Source organism: Vibrio sp. B172a (assembly GCF_030248355.1).
GTDB classification, from domain to species: domain Bacteria; phylum Pseudomonadota; class Gammaproteobacteria; order Enterobacterales; family Vibrionaceae; genus Vibrio; species Vibrio owensii.
The window spans coordinates 104,549-122,818 of record NZ_JAHGAC010000027.1 but is presented as its reverse complement, the minus strand read 5'-3'; the positions used below and the strand labels follow the sequence as shown (position 1 = coordinate 122,818).

General features: G+C 47.6%; 13 protein-coding genes. 8 read left to right on the top strand and 5 right to left on the bottom strand.

Going from position 1 to position 18,270, the window contains the following annotated elements; genetic code table 11:
• Nucleotides 1–302 precede the first annotated feature (302 nt).
• The 7 genes from mrdA (at nucleotide 303) to ygjK (ending at nucleotide 12,765) form a co-directional block, all read left to right on the top strand.
• On the top strand, nucleotides 303–2,201 hold the full coding sequence (mrdA, locus tag KIT90_RS21835; protein ID WP_020193936.1) for a penicillin-binding protein 2: 1,899 nt from the start codon (nucleotides 303–305) through the stop codon (nucleotides 2,199–2,201).
• 241 nt (nucleotides 2,202–2,442) lie between these two features.
• Nucleotides 2,443–3,429: a transcriptional regulator EbgR gene (ebgR, locus tag KIT90_RS21830; RefSeq protein ID WP_264403625.1), complete on the top strand. Its 987-nt coding sequence runs from the start codon at nucleotides 2,443–2,445 to the stop codon at nucleotides 3,427–3,429.
• Between the two features lie 340 nt (nucleotides 3,430–3,769).
• Nucleotides 3,770–6,868 (top strand): beta-galactosidase subunit alpha, encoded by a 3,099-nt coding sequence (ebgA, locus tag KIT90_RS21825; RefSeq protein WP_285378690.1) that lies wholly within the window; start codon nucleotides 3,770–3,772, stop codon nucleotides 6,866–6,868.
• Between the two features lie 3 nt (nucleotides 6,869–6,871).
• Complete coding sequence (locus KIT90_RS21820; protein ID WP_009707487.1) at nucleotides 6,872–7,321, top strand: beta-galactosidase subunit beta; 450 nt, start codon at nucleotides 6,872–6,874, stop codon at nucleotides 7,319–7,321.
• A 203-nt stretch (nucleotides 7,322–7,524) separates the two neighbouring features.
• Complete coding sequence (locus KIT90_RS21815; protein ID WP_264403630.1) at nucleotides 7,525–8,967, top strand: amino acid permease; 1,443 nt, start codon at nucleotides 7,525–7,527, stop codon at nucleotides 8,965–8,967.
• A 354-nt stretch (nucleotides 8,968–9,321) separates the two neighbouring features.
• Nucleotides 9,322–10,377: a protein YgjJ gene (ygjJ, locus tag KIT90_RS21810; protein WP_285378688.1), complete on the top strand. Its 1,056-nt coding sequence runs from the start codon at nucleotides 9,322–9,324 to the stop codon at nucleotides 10,375–10,377.
• Between the two features lie 15 nt (nucleotides 10,378–10,392).
• Nucleotides 10,393–12,765, top strand: a complete 2,373-nt coding sequence (ygjK, locus tag KIT90_RS21805; RefSeq protein ID WP_285378686.1) for an alpha-glucosidase — start codon at nucleotides 10,393–10,395, stop codon at nucleotides 12,763–12,765.
• A 14-nt stretch (nucleotides 12,766–12,779) separates the two neighbouring features.
• Here the strand turns inward: ygjK and KIT90_RS21800 are convergent, their stop codons facing one another.
• Entirely contained in the window at nucleotides 12,780–13,736 is a 957-nt protein-coding gene (locus KIT90_RS21800) for a LysR family transcriptional regulator (protein ID WP_172666210.1), read from the bottom strand.
• A 90-nt stretch (nucleotides 13,737–13,826) separates the two neighbouring features.
• Here KIT90_RS21800 and chrA point away from each other — a divergent pair, with 90 nt between their 5' ends.
• The gene (gene chrA, locus KIT90_RS21795; protein ID WP_285378682.1) at nucleotides 13,827–14,966 is read left to right on the top strand and encodes a chromate efflux transporter; all 1,140 of its coding nucleotides are present in this window, start codon (nucleotides 13,827–13,829) and stop codon (nucleotides 14,964–14,966) included.
• Between the two features lie 88 nt (nucleotides 14,967–15,054).
• Here the strand turns inward: chrA and KIT90_RS21790 are convergent, their stop codons facing one another.
• Genes KIT90_RS21790 through KIT90_RS21775 form a run of 4 tightly spaced genes read right to left on the bottom strand, consistent with a single transcriptional unit; the run spans nucleotide 15,055 to nucleotide 18,264 of the window.
• On the bottom strand, nucleotides 15,055–15,738 hold the full coding sequence (locus tag KIT90_RS21790; RefSeq protein WP_285378680.1) for an OmpA family protein: 684 nt from the start codon (nucleotides 15,736–15,738) through the stop codon (nucleotides 15,055–15,057).
• Nucleotides 15,739–15,743: 5 nt separating this feature from the next.
• Nucleotides 15,744–17,243, bottom strand: coding sequence for a TadE/TadG family type IV pilus assembly protein (locus KIT90_RS21785; protein WP_045414500.1), 1,500 nt, complete (start codon nucleotides 17,241–17,243; stop codon nucleotides 15,744–15,746).
• A gap of 2 nt (nucleotides 17,244–17,245) precedes the next feature.
• The gene (gene tadF, locus KIT90_RS21780) at nucleotides 17,246–17,776 is read right to left on the bottom strand and encodes a tight adherence pilus pseudopilin TadF (protein WP_041058798.1); all 531 of its coding nucleotides are present in this window, start codon (nucleotides 17,774–17,776) and stop codon (nucleotides 17,246–17,248) included.
• Nucleotides 17,776–18,264, bottom strand: a complete 489-nt coding sequence (locus tag KIT90_RS21775; RefSeq protein WP_041058795.1) for a TadE/TadG family type IV pilus assembly protein — start codon at nucleotides 18,262–18,264, stop codon at nucleotides 17,776–17,778. The genes tadF and KIT90_RS21775 overlap by 1 nt, the downstream gene beginning before the upstream one ends.
• Nucleotides 18,265–18,270 lie beyond the last annotated feature (6 nt).

The window sequence follows — 18,270 nt, the reverse complement described above, 5'->3', positions numbered from 1 at the left end:
AAATTACATCACGATTTAAAATCAATAAAAATAAAGAAAGTTGTGTTGAACTAGAAAAATGAGAAAGATTTATGACACTTACATGTATAAACGTTTACACAATGTAAGAAAAACACGGTGATTCACGCAAACCAGAAAGATGATTTTCCGCAATCGATACCTGACATTGCTCTTACAAAACGAGAGATAAAGCCCGCTACAGTAGCCCCGCCCCAAATGTAACCTTTTGTAACAAGACTCGAATCGCGTCTTTTCCTTTTATCGGGGCATGCAAAGAACAAAAACAAATCTGAAGGGCCCTCATGTTACGCAAGCGAAATGAATTTCGAGACCACAACCAAGAAGTGCGGTTGTTTAAGAACCGTGCCATCGTTGCCTTCCTCGGCATGGTTATTTTGCTGGGTGGATTGGTCGCGAACCTGTACAACTTGCAGGTTAACCACTTTAAAGATTATCAGACTCGCTCTAACGACAACCGAATCAAAATCCTGCCTATCGCGCCAACACGCGGCTTGATCTACGACCGCAATGGCGTACTGCTGGCGGAGAACCGCCCGGTTTACAACCTTGACATGATCCCAGAGCAAGCAGGCGATCCGGATGCGCTAATTGAAAAGTTGCGTCATTACGTCGACATCACCCCAGAACAAGTCGACGCTTTTAAAAAACGCTACAAGCACACTCGCCGCTTTCGTTCTGTCACCATCATGAATGAGCTGAATGACGAACAAGTCGCACGCTTTTCTGTTCATCAGCATGAGTTTAATGGCGTGTTTGTGACTGCCGACCTTAAGCGTTTTTATCCTTACGGTGAAAAGCTGACGCACGTCCTAGGTTACGTTTCTCACATCAACGATCGAGATTTGCGTCGCCTTGATGAAGAAGGCAAAGCGCAGAACTATCAAGCAACGCAAAACATCGGCAAGTTGGGTGTTGAGCGCTACTACGAAGACCTTCTCCATGGCACTAAGGGCTATGAAGAAGTCGAAGTAAACAGCCGCGGCCGTGTCATTCGCACCATCAAATACGTACCGCCGATTCCGGGTAAAGACATCGTGCTAAACCTTGATATCGAGTTACAAGAATACGTCTACAAAGAGCTCGACCATCGCCAAGGTAGTGCTGTGGTGCTCGACCCACGAGACAACAGCGTACTCGCAATGGCATCTAGCCCAAGCTATGACCCCAACCCATTTGTGAACGGCATTTCCAGCAAAGCGTACCGATCACTATTGAACGATCCTGCTCACCCCTTGGTAAACCGCACTACGCTTGGTGTTTACCCTCCGGCATCCACCGTGAAACCATTCATGGCAGTGGCGGGGCTTGAGGAACATGTGATTACGCCAACGACGGTGCGTAACGATCACGGCTCTTGGCGTATTCCTGGCTCGAAACCGAATTCAAAAGCATGGCGAGATTGGAAACGTTGGGGTCACGGTAATGTTGATGTCACCAAAGCGATTGAAGAATCCGTGGACTCCTTCTTTTACCAAACTGCCTTTGACCTTGGCATCGACCGCATCTCGAAATGGATGAACAAGTTCGGCTTTGGCTTGCCAACCGGCATCGATATTTATGAAGAAAGCAGTGCGAACATGCCGACCCGTGAGTGGAAAGTCGCACGCCACCGCACGCCTTGGTATCAGGGAGACACTGTACCTATCGGTATTGGTCAAGGCTATTGGACAGCGACGCCAATGCAGATCGCCAAAGCAACTTCGTTCCTTATCAACCATGGTGAAATGAAAGCACCTCACCTACTTAAAGCTGTAATTGAACATGGTGAAGAGTTTGAAAACCAAGTCGACGTTGCACCGAAAGATCTGCCGCCAATTGAAGGTGTGCCAGATAAATACTGGGACATTCCAATCAACGCGATGCGCTTGGTAAACAATGGCGCACATGGTTCTGGCCGCCGAGCATTTAAGGGCGCAGAGTACAGCAGCGGTGGTAAATCGGGGACGGCGCAGGTATTTGGCTTGCGTAAAGACGAAGTCTACAACTCGAAAAAGCTTGCTAACCACCTGCTTGACCATGCGTTGTTCACTGCCTTTGCACCGTACGACCATCCAAAATACGTAGCGACCGTTGTGATTGAGCACGGTAACGGTGGTTCAAAAGTCGGGGCACCATTCATTCGCCATGTGTTTGATCACTTGCTTGTCGACCCAGATAAAACCAAAGGTAAAAAGTCTTAGGTTTAACCTTATCGCCCTACCACTCGTGTTAAGTGGTAATGATAAATAACAAAGCCCGAACGGATTGTCCTAGCCGTTCGGGCTTTTGTTTGCTTAAAAATTCCGCTTCTCGCGGTGATCGCTTCATTTCATTCCTCGCACAGTTTTACTAAAAATTTGTGCATCCATAAGTAGCTGTTTACAATGGTGGGATTATTGCTTATCTCACTGGGACAGTGAGCTTTGCCAACGGGAAGTGAACATGGCAACACTAAAAGATATCGCTACAGAAGCGGGCGTCTCACTTGCAACCGTCTCACGCGTGTTGAATGACGATCCGACTCTGAGCGTAAAAGAAGAAACCAAACACCGCATCTTAGAGATTGCTGAAAAGCTGGAGTACCGCACCAGCAGTTCGAAAAAAGCCACCAAAGAAGCGAAACAAAAACACCACTTTTTAGCCTTGTACAACTACAAGCAAGAAGCAGAGGTGAATGACCCCTACTACTTGTCGATTCGTCACGGGATTGAAACCCAGTGCGATAGATTGGGCATTACATTAACCAACTGCTACGACAGTGTCATTGATGTCGAAACGCAAAAGATCACCGGTATCCTTTTGGTTGGTAAAACCGATAAAGCGATCATCAATAAACTACCTAAGCGCCTCGCAGACAGCATTTGTTATATCGACTTCTCAGACAGCGACAGCATGTACGACAGTGTTGATATCGATCTTGCTCGCATCAGTAAGCAAGTTGTCGACTTCTTCGTCGAACAAGGTTACCAGCGCATTGGTTTTATTGGCGGACAAGACGAACCCAACACAGCGGACATTCGTGAAAACGCGTTTGTAGAATACGGCAGCCTAAAAGGTGTTGTATCAGAGAACGACATTTACCGCGGCGATTTTTCTAGCCTATCGGGTTACGACTTAGCCAAAGCGATGTTGGCAAAAGGCGACTTTCCGACAGCACTCTTTATCGCATCAGACTCGATTGCGATTGGGGTTTTACGTGCCATCCATGAGTTCGGTTTAAACATTCCACAAGACATTGCCTTGATCAGCGTGAATGACATTCCAACCGCGCGCTTTACCTTCCCACCGCTCTCTACTGTGCGCATTCACTCAGAGATGATGGGCATACAAGGGGTAAACTTATTGGTAGAAAAATACCGCGATGGTCGTGCGCTGCCATTGCAAGTTCACGTACCAAGCAAACTCAAACTGCGCGGCACGACTAAGTAGTTCTCCCTCTTAACTCCTATTTTATAAAGCACTGAATCCTCAGTGCTTTTTTATTTCCTTTCTCTAAATCCCCGTTATTTTTTACTCGTTTTACCCAGCAAATAAGCTTGGGATGCTATTCCTTTACGCTGATCACATCTTGCTCACCAATCACGTATTAAAACGTGATCAAGTTAAAGTTAAACGTTTTCACTAATTTATTTTAGTAAAACTTTTACTAATATCTTTCCCAGATAACTAATAAGCCTTTTCACAATACATCGGCTGCATTTCTTTTGGGCAGATTCGACGCTGACGATACCGCGTCAAATGACCAAGCTAAGCCGAGGGGAGAACAAACGTGAACAACTGGGAAAACTTCCTTCACCTACATGAGAACCGTATGGCACCACGTGCTTACTTCTTCTCATACGATTCAGTTAAAAACGCACAAACGTTCCAACGCGAGCTGAGCAGCCGCTTTAAACTGCTGAGTGGTCAATGGACATTCAACTATTTCACTAACCCGCTTTTGGTGCCTGAAGCGTTTTACTCTCAAAAAATGGAAGATTGGGGACGCATTACCGTTCCGAACATGTGGCAAATGGAAGGCCACGGTGACCTTCAATACACTGACGAAGGTTTCCCATTCCCTATCGACGTACCGTTTGTCCCAACCGACAACCCAACTGGCGCATACCAACGCACTTTCACGCTTGGCCAGCAATGGGACAACAAACAAACCATCATCAAATTTGATGGCGTTGAAACTTACTTCGAAGTTTACGTAAACGGTCATTACGTTGGCTTTAGCAAAGGCAGTCGCTTAACCGCTGAGTTCGACATTTCTTCTTACGTTCAACAAGGCGAGAACTTATTGTCTGTACGCGTTATGCAATGGGCAGATTCGACTTACATTGAAGACCAAGATATGTGGTGGACGGCGGGTATATTCCGTGATGTTTACCTTGTCGGAAAAGAGCACGTTCACGTCCAAGATCTGACTGTTCGTACTGATTTCGCCGACGATTACCAAAGTGCCACCTTAAGCTGCCAAGTTGAGCTAGAAAACCTGTCTACTACGGCTGCGTCTGGTTACACACTGGAATACGCACTACAAGACAAAGGTAAAGTGATTGCTAGTGGCCAATGTGATGCACTGACTATCCAAGACAACAGCCAAACAAACTTTGCCATTGATGTAGTAAACCCAACCCACTGGACCGCGGAAAATCCATACCTATACCAACTGTTCATCACGTTAAAAGATGCACAAGGCAATGTAATTGAGGTGATCCCTCAGCGCGTTGGCTTCCGCGACATCAAAGTGCGTGATGGTCTGTTCTACATCAACAACCAATACGTAATGCTGCACGGTGTGAACCGCCACGACAACGACCACCTAAAAGGTCGTGCAGTTGGCATGGAGCGTGTCGAGAAAGATCTGATTTTGATGAAGCAACACAACATCAACTCAGTTCGCACCGCGCACTACCCTAACGACCCACGCTTCTACGAACTGTGTGACATTTACGGCTTATTCGTAATGGCAGAAACCGACGTAGAAACCCACGGCTTCGCGAACGTTGGCGATCTAAGCCGCATAACCAACGATGCCGCATGGGAAAGTGTGTTTGTAGACCGCGCAGAACGCCACGTTCACGCCCAAAAGAACCACCCTTCCATCATCATGTGGTCACTGGGTAATGAGTCCGGTTACGGCTGCAACATCCGCGCAATGTACGACGCAACCAGAGCGATTGATGACACCCGCTTGGTGCATTACGAAGAAGACCGTGATGCAGAAGTTGTCGACGTGATTTCAACCATGTACTCACGTGCGCAGCTCATGAATCACTTTGGTGAGCACCCACACGAGAAACCACGCATCATTTGTGAATACGCACACGCGATGGGTAATGGCCCTGGCGGTCTAACGGAATACCAAAACGTGTTCTATGCGCACGACCACATTCAAGGTCACTACGTATGGGAATGGTGTGATCACGGCGTATTAGCACGTGATGAAAACGGCCAAGAGTTTTACAAATACGGCGGTGATTACGGCGATTACCCGAATAACTACAACTTCTGTATGGATGGTTTGATTTACCCAGACCAAACACCTGGACCGGGCTTGAAAGAGTACAAACAAGTCATCGCTCCAGTGAAAATTCAAGCCGTAGAAGGTACGACAAACACCTTCACCGTAGAGAACAAATTGTGGTTTACCAACCTTGATGATTACACCATCACAGCGGATATCCGAGCGGAAGGTGAAACGCTGCGCAGCGTGCAGTTTAAGGTCGAAGAACTTGCTGCAAACAGCGCGCGTGAAATCACAATTAATCTGCCAGAACTGGACGAGCGTGAAGCCTTTATCAACTTCACCGTGCGTAAAGACAGCCGCACTTTGTACAGCGAAGCGAACCACGACATCGCGGTGTACCAATTCCAACTGAAAGAGAACACAGCAAGCGAAGCCGAATTTGTTAGCCACAATGCACAAACGTTAGTCACCTCAGAAAGCCGCTTGGAACATGTGATTGAAGGCCACAACTTCACGCTAATTTTCTCTAAAGTCAACGGCAAGCTGACCTCTTGGCGCGTCAATGGTGAAGAGCTGATTCAATCTGAGCCTAGACTGAACTTCTTCAAGCCAATGATTGATAACCACAAACAAGAGTACGAAGGTTTGTGGCACCCAGCGCACTTACAAATCATGCAGGAGCACTTCCGCACGCTACAAGTCGAAGCAACGGACGACTCGGTTTCGATTACGACCACCAGCATCATTGCGCCACCGGTGTTCGATTTTGGCATGCGCTGTACCTACCGCTACCAAATCAACACACAAGGTCATTTGAATGTGGAACTGAGTGGTGAACGCTATGGCGATTACCCGCACGTAATCCCTGTGATTGGCTTGGATTTGGGCATCAACGGCAGCTTTGACCAAGTGAGTTACTACGGTCGTGGCCCTGAAGAAAACTACCAAGACAGTCGCCAAGCGAACTTGATTGATGTCTACCACAGCACAGTAGCCGACATGTTTGAGAACTACCCGTTCCCACAAAACAACGGCAACCGCCAACACGTTCGTTGGGCATCACTGACGAATCGCCATGGCACGGGGTTGTTGGTGAAACCACAGCAAGAAATCAACTTCAGCGCTTGGTTCTACACCAACCAAAACCTGCACGAAGCGCAACACACCATTGAGCTAGAGAAGAGCGGCTACATCACGCTCAACCTTGACCATCAAGTGATGGGACTGGGCTCGAACTCATGGGGCAGCGAAGTGCTTGATTCATACCGTGTGTACATGGACGAGTTCCGTTATGGCCTAACACTGATGCCACTTCAAGCAGGCGATTGCAGTGCGCAAGCCATGGCAAACCATGATTTCGACAATGCGTTCTTCACTCAACCAAATACTCAAACAGCAAACGAGGCGTAATCCATGATCGTGTTAGACAACTTAGAACAATTCAAAGTCGTGTACCGCGACGGTCGTAAATGGAACCGCTGCGTGGAAGCGATTGAGAACATCGCCAACATCAAAGACGGCGTGATGTATTCGATTGGTGACTCTCTGGTTTACATGATTGAAGACGGGACAAAACAAACCGACCTGTTTGAAGGGAACCGCCGCTACTTCGACGTGCATTACTACCTAGAAGGTCGCGAAACAGTGGAGTTCGCCGACAAATCCGATTTACGCCTAGAGCAAGCATACCGTGATGAAACTGACCGCGAATTTCTCTCCGGTCAAGGTGAGACTCGTGAGCTTTGCGAAGGCCAAGTTGCAATTTTTGATAACGATAAAGCGTACCGCTTCCACGGTGACAACCGAGTAAGAAAAGTGGTGCTCAAAGTGACCATCGAAGATGGCTATTTCCTAAATAAATAACGGCTTACAGGCAAGGCCAGACAACGCGTCTGGCCTAACAACAAAATAATTAAATAAACCCAAAGTAATTCAGATCACAGATCAGTTGTAGACCTCAGCAATCCCATGCGATTACGAATAATATTCGCCCAAGGATGATAAAACGGTCAATAGTACTATCACTGAGTTACGAAGGGAATTGACGTGATTCATCGGAGGACTCTATGTCTGAATCTATGCGCGGCACCATTGGCAAATTCGCCTTGCTGTCGATGACATTTGCGGCGGTATTTAACGTCCGTAACATCGTGAACAACAACATTGAGCTTGGTCTTAGCTCTGCCCCTATCTTCCTTTTCGCGACGATCGTTTACTTCATTCCATTTGTATTCATCATTGCAGAGTTCGTTTCGGCGAACAAAAACTCTGAGTCAGGCATGTACGACTGGCTTAAACAACCGCTTGGTTCTAAAGCGGCTTACCTAGGTTCGTTCCTTTACTGGTTCGTAAACCTATTCTGGTTTGTGTCTCTTCTACCAAACGTGATTGCTTACGCGTCTTACGCGATGCTTGGTTACGAATACACCTTCTCACCAATGGTGACGTCGATTATTTCGATCGTTCTGTTCGCAGCGGCGACCCACATTTCAACCAAAGGCGCATCTTGGTTGGGCAAAATTTCTGAGCTGGTTGCTTACGGTGTGTTTGCCCTATTCGGTATTTACGTTCTCGGCGCACTAATGGCATTAGGCGGCGACACTTACACGCCAGCAGAACCAATCACACTAGAGGCAATGAGCCCAACCATTAACTGGGCGACGCTAGGCATTATGTGTTGGATCTTCCAAGCAGCAGGCGGTGCAGAAACCGCAGCAGCTTATCTGAAAGACGTAAAAGGCGGCCAAAAAGCCTTCATCAAAGTGATCATTATGGCGGGCGTCTTGATTGGTGCGATGTACGCTATTGGCTCACTTTTGGTGAACGTGTTCGTTCCGCGTGAAGACCTAACATACGCAGGCGGCATGGTAGAAATCTTTACCGGTATGGCGCAATACTTCGACATTTCAACAGTATTGGTTGGTCGCTTCGTTGGTATCATCTTGTTCATCGCGATGTTTGGCTCAATGATGATGTGGACTGCAGCACCAGTAAAAATTCACTTCTCTGAAATTCCAAAAGGTGTATACGGCGAGAAAACCACAGAGCTAAACGAACACGGTGTACCAGTGCGTGCAGCATGGTGGCAATTCGCATTCGTTGTGGTGATGCTGATCGTTAACGGCTTTGGTTCAGAATCCGTGCAAGACATGATGAACCAAGCGATCAACCTAACCGCAGGTACGGCGATGCTACCGCCAATCTTCATCATGATTGCGTACTTTGTATTCCGTCTAAAACACGACGATACACCGCGCGACTTCCGTATGGGTTCACGCAAAGTGGGCATGAGTGTGGTGTCGGTATTGATTGTCATCTTCGTGGTGAGCATGACCGCATCGGCATTCCCAACAGGTGTTGATTTGGTACGTGCGTTCTTCATCAACGTGTTTATGACTGCCGTCTTCTCTGCTCTGGCTTGGTGGTGGATCTCTCGCTTTGAAAAGAAGCAAGCTATCAAACAACAAGCAACGCAAGAAAAGGCGCAAGAGCCAGTAACACAATCATAAATAAGCGTTGATCCCCTTCTTATTCAAAGAGCATCTTCGTGATGCTCTTTTTGCTTTTGTCCTGCTTCCCCTGCAAAACCACCGCTCTTCAGCTGTATTCTAGGGCGCAATTACATAGCAAAAACCATCATTCCCTCTTCCTATATAAGCGCTCTCAATCCATAAAAACAACAAGTAAAACTTTACTAAATATCGATCACAATTTAACTATAGAGCATTTAATCAAATACCATTTGATCGATAAAATTGATCCCAAGTTTGCACACGAGCTGATCCTAAAGCCTTTAGAGCACCCCATATAAATTCAGCCACGTCAGCAAACCATAAATCCTACTCAATTAAGAAGTGATTAAAATGAAGACTTGTTTTACTAAAACTGTTTTGTCCGGATTGATTCTTACCGCTGTCAATGTCCATGCATCTGAAAGCCAAGCTGACCATAGCCCTACTCAACCTCCAAAATCCGACGCAGAAGTCAGCTTCGACTTTTACGGCGAATTAGGCGTTGGTGGCCATGTCGCGTTAGAAGGCGAAAACAAAGGCCGCTACGCAGACGGCACATACATCGAGGGTGGCCTCGCTGTCCAATACGGTAACTGGTTTGGCCTTGCTTATATGGAAGGCTGGACAGTTCAAGCCGATGACGATGGCAATGCTTGGGCGACAGGCCATGGTTGGGGAGGCTTCGAGGGTGGCTTCAACCGTTTCTATGCCGGTTACCGCACCGATGGCAACACCGAGTTTATGATTGGCCGTATGGACTCTTCTCTGGATGACGTTCAATGGTGGGGCGATGCGACGGTCGAATATGGCTACGTGATCTCCAATACACGAGACGTGTTCTTGGGCGCTAAGATCCAAAACCTTGAAGGTAAATTCCGCTACAGCATTTCAGCGGCTCCTGAGTCGGACTTCTCGGAAGATGATTCTTGGGTCAACTTTGGTAAATACGACCGCTTTGCTGATCAATGGATCGATAAGAACGCCATGGTCAATGGTTACATCCAATACGACATCGCTGAGCACTTAACCCTTATGGGCGGCGCAGAAGTGCGTAACAACGACGGTGGTGAACTGTTCCTCATTGGCGCGGAATACAAAAACGTTGCCGCGCGTGTATGGCACGACACCGATAAAGGTAACCAAGTCTCGGACGGCAGCGAATCAGGCTTTATGACCAGTGCATGGTATGAAGCCGCTCCGGGCATCTATCTGTCAGCGGCCTACAACTACGCCAACTTTGAATCAGACTCCGCTGAAGACGAAATCACTTCTTACATCAACGCCGGCGTGTGGTGGGAATACGCCAACGGCACATGGGCAACCGCATTTGATAGTCGCTTTGCTGTCGGGGATGACAACGTGACGGGCGATGCTCAAGTTTTCGCAATGCAATATTTCTACTGGTAAACCGAGGAACCAAACATGACTTTACGTAAAACCCTAATTGCTTTAGCCGTTGGTTCAGCGGTGACACTCTCTGGCTGTAATACCGTCACAACTTCTGAAGCACCGTTACAAGCGAGCGAGTTTAAGAATGTGATTGACCGTACTGGCTCTCCAGAATACATGCGCGATTACGACTTTGATGACCACCAGCGTTTTAATCCATTTTTCGATATGGGAGCATGGCACGGACACCTATTGCCTGACAATGCAGAAGGTGTGGGTGGCTTTCCTGGCACGGCGCTCCTGACCGAAGAATACATCAACTTTATGGCTAATAATTTTGATCGCTTAAGCGTGTACAAAGATGGCAAAAAAGTCGCCTTCGAGATGGAAGCGTACAGCTTGCCGGGCGCATTGGTGCAAAAGCTAACCTCTGATGATGTCACTGTGGAGATGACGCTGCGCTTTGCTTCTGACCGCACTTCTCTGTTGGAAACCAACATCACCACAGACGCCCCAGTTGAGCTTGTATGGGATGGCCAACTGCTTGAGAAGTACCACGCAAAAGAAGGCAAATCCCAATCAGATAAAACCATTGATGAGCAGTACCCAAATTACAACCGCACTATCGTCACGACGGATGACGGTTTAAAAGTAACGTTTGGCAAAGTGCGTTCAACGTGGGATCTGCTGACCTCTGGCGAGTCCGAATACCAAATCCATAAGTCCATCGATATGGACACTCAAGTAGATGGTCATCAGTTTACTTCGACGGCGAAAATCGACGGTTCAACCACGATTTACACCACCTACTCTCATGTCCTAACCGCAAAAGAAAACCAAGCTGAACAAGCTAAGATTCAAGACATTTTGGCAAACCCAGAAGCTTACCTCTCGGCTTCTGAGCAGCGTTGGGAAGGCTATCTAACTAAAGGTTTAACCAACCCACACGCGACACCAGAGCAAGAACGCGTGGCGGTGAAATCGATGGAGACCTTGAACGGCAACTGGCGCGGTGTCGCAGGTGCGATGAAATTTGATTCGGTAACCCCGTCCGTGACAGCTCGTTGGTTCTCTGGTAACCAAACTTGGCCTTGGGACACATGGAAGCAAGCTTATGCGATGGCGCACTTCAATCCAGATGTCGCGAAAGACAACATTCGTGCGATGTTCGCTTATCAAATTCAAGCAGACGATCCTGTTCGCCCTTGGGATGAGGGTTATGTGCCAGATCTATTGGCTTACAACTTAAGCCCAGAACGTGGCGGTGACGGAGGCAACTGGAACGAACGTAATACCAAACCAAGCCTTGCTGCGTGGGCGGTAATGGAAGTGTACAAAACCACCGGCGATAAGGCATGGATCGAAGAGATGTATCCGAAGCTTGTGGCGTACCACAACTGGTGGCTGCGTAACCGCGACAACAACGGCAACGGCGTTCCTGAATACGGCGCTGCGGTAGACAAAGCACACAACACGCCAGAAGGTGAAATGTACTTTACGGTGGTTCGCGGCGAAGAGCATGAAACGGTGGTGGGTAAGAAAGCGCTGGCAAAAGTGATGGCAGAGGGTAATTACGATTACATCGAGAGCCCAGCACAAACCGCCGCTTCTTGGGAATCTGGCCGCGATGACGCAGCGGTATTTGGCTTTATCGATAAAGAGCAGCTGGATGCTTACGTTGCCAAAGGCGGTAAGCGCAGCGATTGGGATGTGGAATTTGCGCAGAACCGCGCTGAAGACGGCACCTTATTGGGTTACTCGTTGCTACAAGAATCCGTCGACCAAGCGAGCTACATGTACAGCGATAACCAATACCTAGCCGAAATGGCGGATATGCTAGGCAAAGAAGACGAAGCAAAAGACTTCCGAGCGAAGGCAAAGCATCTGGCGAACTACATCAACACTTGTATGTTCGATGAGTCAACGGGCTTCTTCTACGACATTCGCATCGAAGACAAACCACTGGCAAATGGCTGTGCAGGCAAACCGATTGTCGAGCGCGGGATGGGACCAGAGGGTTGGTCGCCACTGTTTAATGGTGCAGCGACTCAAGCCCATGCCGATTCCGTCGTGAAAGTGATGAAAGACAGCAATGAGTTCAATACGTATGTGCCACTGGGTACGGCGGCGCTCTCTAACCCAGCCTTCGGCCCAGATATTTACTGGCGTGGACGCGTATGGGTCGATCAGTTCTACTTCGGCTTGAAAGGCATGGACAGATATGGCTATCGTGACGACGCCATTGAAATGGCAACGGCCTTCTTCCAGCACGCGGACGGCTTAGTGCAAGATGGCCCGATTCGTGAGAACTACAACCCACTAACGGGCGATCAACAAGGCGCACCAAACTTCTCATGGAGCGCGGCGCACCTATACATGCTGTACAACGACTTCTTCACTGAGTAGAAATCACTCGTCAATTACAGGGAGCCTTCGTTGCTCCCTGTAATCAATTCTGCCACCAGCTGACGCAGCCAAATCCCTTTATCCTCGTTGTTACGGCTGGTATGCCACAACATGGCGATATCAAAATCCGCTACCGCAATCGGCGGCTGGACGCTCACCAAATCGTCCGAGAACCCTTCCGCTTGCGCCATTTTCTCCGGCACAATCGCAACCAACTCACGCTGTTTAAGCAAGTTTCGAATCGTAAGGAAGTTACGTGAAGCAACGGTGACTTTTCGGCTCAAGCCATGTTCCGCAAGCTTTTTGTCTACTTGTGTACTCAAGCTACCATCAGGGCTCACGAGGGCTTGTTCAATATTGGCAAAAGCGTGAATCGACAATTGTGTTTCGCCTTTCAACACTCGCTTATCACACAGACATACGTGCTTTTCTGTGTAGAGGTACTGGCTCTCAAAGTTATCATCGAGCACTGGCATACTGCCGATGATGACATCTAATTTATCGTGCTCCGTGATCGCTACGTAATTGCTGCGGTTGACGTTGATAAAACTGATTTGGGCTTCTGGCGCACGCTTACGGATTTCATCATAAAGCAGTGGGGCGAAGATAAACTCGGCGTAGTCGGTTAACCCTATGCGGCACACGCCGGCGTAGTTTTCTGGTTGGAAAGCGGACTTCGTCAGTAAATCTTTGGCAATCGAGTCCAATAAATGATGCACCGTCGGCGCAATATGATGCGCGTGCTCGGTTGGGTCCATCTTATGGCCTTTACGCTCAAACAATGGGTCATCAAACAGCACGCGCAAACGCGACAAGCTATGGCTCATGGCAGACTGACTGACAAAACTCTTCTCGGCCGCCAAACTCACACTGCGATAGCGATATAGATAAGAGAACGTCACCAACAGATTTAAGTCGATATTGCGCCACTGGATGTCATCTTTCACGGAACAAACCTCATCCCATTTCATTCATAGACGAAATTAAAACTATTAATTTGAGTCATCTTAGTACATTTCTTACAGTAGATGCAGTTTTATTGGAGATTTAACAGGCTCAACATGTTTACCATTTTTAAAACCTTTTTTTGGCTTGGTTGGATCAGTTTCGGTGGCCCTGCGGCGCACATCGGTTACTTCCGCCAAACGTTCGTTGAAAAGCTCAAATGGATTGATGACAGCGAATACGCACAGATCGTGGCTTTGAGCCAATTCTTACCGGGCCCTGGTTCTAGCCAAGTTGGCTTTGCTCTGGGTTATAAACGCGGAGGCTTAGGCGGCGCATGCATGGCGTTTCTTGGCTTCACGCTGCCTTCCGTGATCATCATGTTGGCGCTTGCGATGGTAAGCAGCCAGATCACCGATACGGCGCTGTTCCAAAACATTGTTCACGGCTTGAAGTTGCTTGCGGTCGTTGTGGTGGCGGATGCGACTTGGGGAATGTACAAAAACTTCTGTCAAAGCAAACTAACTGCCGGCTTGTGTGTGGCAACCGCGATTGCGCTATTGGTTGCACCGAGTATCGCAACTCAAATGCTGGTGCTTGTAGTAGCGGGCTTGATTGGCACTCAATATCTTAAGAAAGAATCCGCAGCGCCTGCCGAACCTTTTAAACCAACCGTTGCACCATTGGCACTGTTCGCAGTACTTCTAGTTGGTTTGCCGTTTGTGGCTCACACCTTGCCAATGCTTGGATTGTTTAGCGACTTCTTCCAAGCGGGTAGCTTAGTGTTCGGTGGCGGTCACGTGGTACTTCCGCTATTGCAAAACATCGTTGGCGATCAACTAAGCCAAGACGCGTTCCTAACGGGCTACGCCGCAGCGCAGGCGGTACCGGGACCGATGTTTACCTTCGCGACTTACATTGGTTACGAGCTGTCTGATGCACCTATCCTAGGCGCGCTAATCGCAACCTTAGGTGTGTTCTTACCGGGCTTTTTATTGCTGCTTGGCGTGCTAAAGAACTGGCAAGCGCTGGCTGGTAAACCTGCAGTGTCAGGCGCGATCAACGGTGTAAACGCATCGGTCGTTGGTTTGCTACTAGCTGCACTTTACCAACCGGTATTCAGCAGCGCTGTCGTTGCCCCAATTGACATCGCTCTTGTGATCGCTGGCTTCTACTTACATAAGAAACTTAACTTGTCGGTACTTTGGATGATTGTGTTCTTTGTCGCGGCAGGCATTGTGACTGGCATGATGTAAGCGAATCGCTAAGACAAAGACAAACATACAACGCCCGCTTCCAATTGGAAGCGGGCGTTTTTAGTTCCATCGAGCCAGTAGTTAATACCTATTCCGTTGCTGGTGGTTTTTCCTGTTCATCCGCTGGAATGTAAACATCTGCTCTACGGTTTTTAGAACGACCCGACGAGGTATTGTTGGTTGCTATCGGTTCAGATTCCCCAAAGGATTTAAGCGTGGTTTTCTGTTCGCTCACCCCGTAATAGTGCAGTTCACGAGCAGTGCTTTTGGCTCGATTATGACCCAAGGTTTGGTTATAGGCTTTGGTGCCTATCCAGTCAGTATGCCCTTCCACGGTGACTTGATAGTCCGTTTGAGCAAGCTGACGAGCAACACTGCTCAAGACATCTCTCGCGAGCGGTGTGAGGTTAAAACGATCGAACGCGAAGTGGACCCGTGCAATCAATTTACCCTTATCCGTGACTTCACCACTGAATTGCGCGATACCCAAATTCGAGATATACGTCAGGCAATCATTCGGGTTGGTGAGCAACGATGAGTTCTTCATCAGCGCCCACTTCAGTGCGGGGTCATTACTCACATCCGTTACTTGCAAATAGCCATCACGATGCGATGCCACCCCCGTCACCTCGCCAACCTGAATGGAGTGCGAGTATTCATAATAAGACGTCCCGCAGTATTCGGTCACTTTTGAACTGACTTCACTGGCATTCGCACTAACGGTCGTGAAACCTGCCACCAGCATCCCTGTTATTAGTATTGCTTTGGTCATATCTATCACCCATATAGTCTCGATACACCATTACCACGAGATCCTTTCTTAATTAGCTCTTCGATTTTCTTAATAAAATCTTCCGTCTCTGTTACATCGATGATGTCTTCATCCGGATTCAACACACAATCTTGGAAACCACTTTGCGAAGATGCACTGAAGTTCACCCCAATGACGCCAATGTACAAATTGCCATTCTCAGTTTGGAAGTGTTCACGCGCCTTATCGCACATACCTTGATTGACTAATCCCGGAAGGATTTGTGTATAAGGAAACTCCATCCCATCACTGATCACAATCAGCATTTTGAGGCGATCGTTGTACTGTTGAGTCTCTTCGGCATCATTGCCATTTGGTCGTCCACCTTCCATGATTTGCAAGCCACGCAGCATGCCTTGGTAGGCGGCAGTGTTACCACCTGAGTTCATGGTTTGCACTTTCTCAAGCTGTGTCTTATCAGCCGTTAGAGGAATCGTGAAGAAACCGTTGTTCCCCGTCATCGTCATGCTACCGTTGTACAAAGAATTGTTATTGGAACGGAAATGGAAGTTGAAACTTGGATTAGAAACCTTGTTGTCGAACATATGATTAACCGACTTGGTGTAACCAATGTACTCCGGAATCTCTAAGCGGTTATTGTTGAAATTCACCACGTGAGACACACGTTTAGCGTGATTGCTTTCCCAATTTAATTGGTTTGGACAGTTCGTCACATCTGCCGCGCAGTTTTCAACATAAGTCTCGGAATAAGGAGACCAATACGACCAGTTCACCTGCTCATATTTGATGGGCGACACACTACTTTGATAATCATCTTTGTATCGCAATTGACTCGTCGCGTATAAGTTATCGTTGATCTTCTCTTGTACACGAAGATTAAATGGAATGACGGCTATTCGATTGAGTACTTCCGTATCTCCCTCTCTAGGAACCAAAATCCGGTCAGCAATTTCCTCTACCGCGTCCTTCAACAAATCGATTTTGACTTGTCCTTGCCAGTTGTTGTTCATCGATCCTGAGAAATCGGTTACCAAAACCAAATCAATGATTTTGTCGCCTAAGTAGAATGGATATTTTGCTGCAATAGCTTCACCAGCTAGGTTTTCAGTAGATTCAAACGACGGAATAAAATTATTGGAAAACCATGAATTATGTGTCGTCACCGCTTGTACTGAATACTGGATTTTCTCCGTATTGTCGTTTGCTTCTGTTGGCTCTTCATAGGTTCTGACCGTCGTGATATCGACATGGGTAGCATCACGAACATAGGCGTTAACGTATAGAGTCGCTAAAGCGTCAGCTTGGTGTGATTTATCATCAATTGTGACAGCCAAAGCAGCCGCTTGCGCAGAGTCTCTCAGTCGACTGGTTTCTTGAATATATCTCGTCCCTTCGACAGAGAAATACGTCATCCCAACAACAGGAATCAAAGAAAGAGCAAACCAAATCGCTGCAACGCCTTGGTTTTTTCGTGGGCTAGAATATTGTGTTTTAGGGCCTTTCATACTTACCTCCCTATCACAACAGAACTGGAAGTGATGGTGATTGTCGGTGAACTCGAGTCTCCCCAAACCTGCGCAAACCAAGAGTCATTCTCTTCACAGAGCGTGACTTGATATAAAGAGAAAATATTGCCGTTTTCGACGGGCGCAAGATCACTTCTGGTGGTGATACTTGGCGCATTACAACTCAAATTAGTGTATTCATCACTCGTGAACTCATTTAAAACAGCACGATCGTGTAAGGCTTCTATTTTTATCGCCACACTGTTGGCTGTCGTGTTCATTAATCGAGCTGCGAGTGTTGTCATATCACTGGCATCATTCGCATTTAACTCAAAGCGTTCATCGTAATAACGAGTTCGCTCTTTTAAGATATTGGCGAGTGAAAAACTGGTTCTGTCCAAATCAGCACGTACTAGTAACTTATGGCTAAGGTCAGTCATGAAATAGAAAATCATGATTAGCCCGACTAGTACAAAAGCTAATTCAATAGCAAAAGCCCCTGTTTGACGGCGACGAAAGTTTGGAGTTTTCATTACTCTTCCTCCCACCCTTCATGCTCTAAATTCAACATGGTACTTCGTGTGATTGCCGTTGGGTCTGAACCAAACAGATTTAAAACCGGCGTGTAGTTGTACGTGAGCGTAATTTCTGCAACAGCGTACCCTATCCCACTTTGTGCCATTTGGTCGTCATCGAAACTCACGTCAGAGATCAGATCGGCATATGTTAAGTAGTATTTCCCTGAGAGCTGGAAGTTCTCCGCTGGCGTTAAAAAACCCCACAGTCGATCAGGCTCCTCCATCGCAGTATTGAGCGTTTGGTTGTACTGATCGTATGAGCTTTGCCCCTCGAAAACCGTGGTATTTCGAACCGTTTCACGAAGTGCATACTCAACCATGTTGGTCACATAAATGCGGAACCCCATTTCGAATATCATCAACGTTGTGATGATAAGAACAAGCGATCCCAACGCAAATTCTACACTTGTCACCCCTTGGCATTTTGAATGTCCGTACTTCATATCAAT

Excerpts from the sequence above, each read along its gene's own strand:
- mrdA (WP_020193936.1), top strand. The coding sequence starts at position 303 with ATGTTACGCAAGCGAAATGAATTTCGAGACCACAACCAAGAAGTGCGG.
- ebgR (WP_264403625.1), top strand. The coding sequence starts at position 2,443 with ATGGCAACACTAAAAGATATCGCTACAGAAGCGGGCGTCTCACTTGCA.
- KIT90_RS21820 (WP_009707487.1), top strand. The coding sequence starts at position 6,872 with ATGATCGTGTTAGACAACTTAGAACAATTCAAAGTCGTGTACCGCGAC.
- KIT90_RS21815 (WP_264403630.1), top strand. The coding sequence starts at position 7,525 with ATGTCTGAATCTATGCGCGGCACCATTGGCAAATTCGCCTTGCTGTCG.
- ygjJ (WP_285378688.1), top strand. The coding sequence starts at position 9,322 with ATGAAGACTTGTTTTACTAAAACTGTTTTGTCCGGATTGATTCTTACC.
- ygjK (WP_285378686.1), top strand. The coding sequence starts at position 10,393 with ATGACTTTACGTAAAACCCTAATTGCTTTAGCCGTTGGTTCAGCGGTG.
- KIT90_RS21800 (WP_172666210.1), bottom strand. The coding sequence starts at position 13,736 with ATGAAATGGGATGAGGTTTGTTCCGTGAAAGATGACATCCAGTGGCGC.
- chrA (WP_285378682.1), top strand. The coding sequence starts at position 13,827 with ATGTTTACCATTTTTAAAACCTTTTTTTGGCTTGGTTGGATCAGTTTC.
- KIT90_RS21790 (WP_285378680.1), bottom strand. The coding sequence starts at position 15,738 with ATGACCAAAGCAATACTAATAACAGGGATGCTGGTGGCAGGTTTCACG.
- KIT90_RS21785 (WP_045414500.1), bottom strand. The coding sequence starts at position 17,243 with ATGAAAGGCCCTAAAACACAATATTCTAGCCCACGAAAAAACCAAGGC.
- tadF (WP_041058798.1), bottom strand. The coding sequence starts at position 17,776 with ATGAAAACTCCAAACTTTCGTCGCCGTCAAACAGGGGCTTTTGCTATT.
- KIT90_RS21775 (WP_041058795.1), bottom strand. The coding sequence starts at position 18,264 with ATGAAGTACGGACATTCAAAATGCCAAGGGGTGACAAGTGTAGAATTT.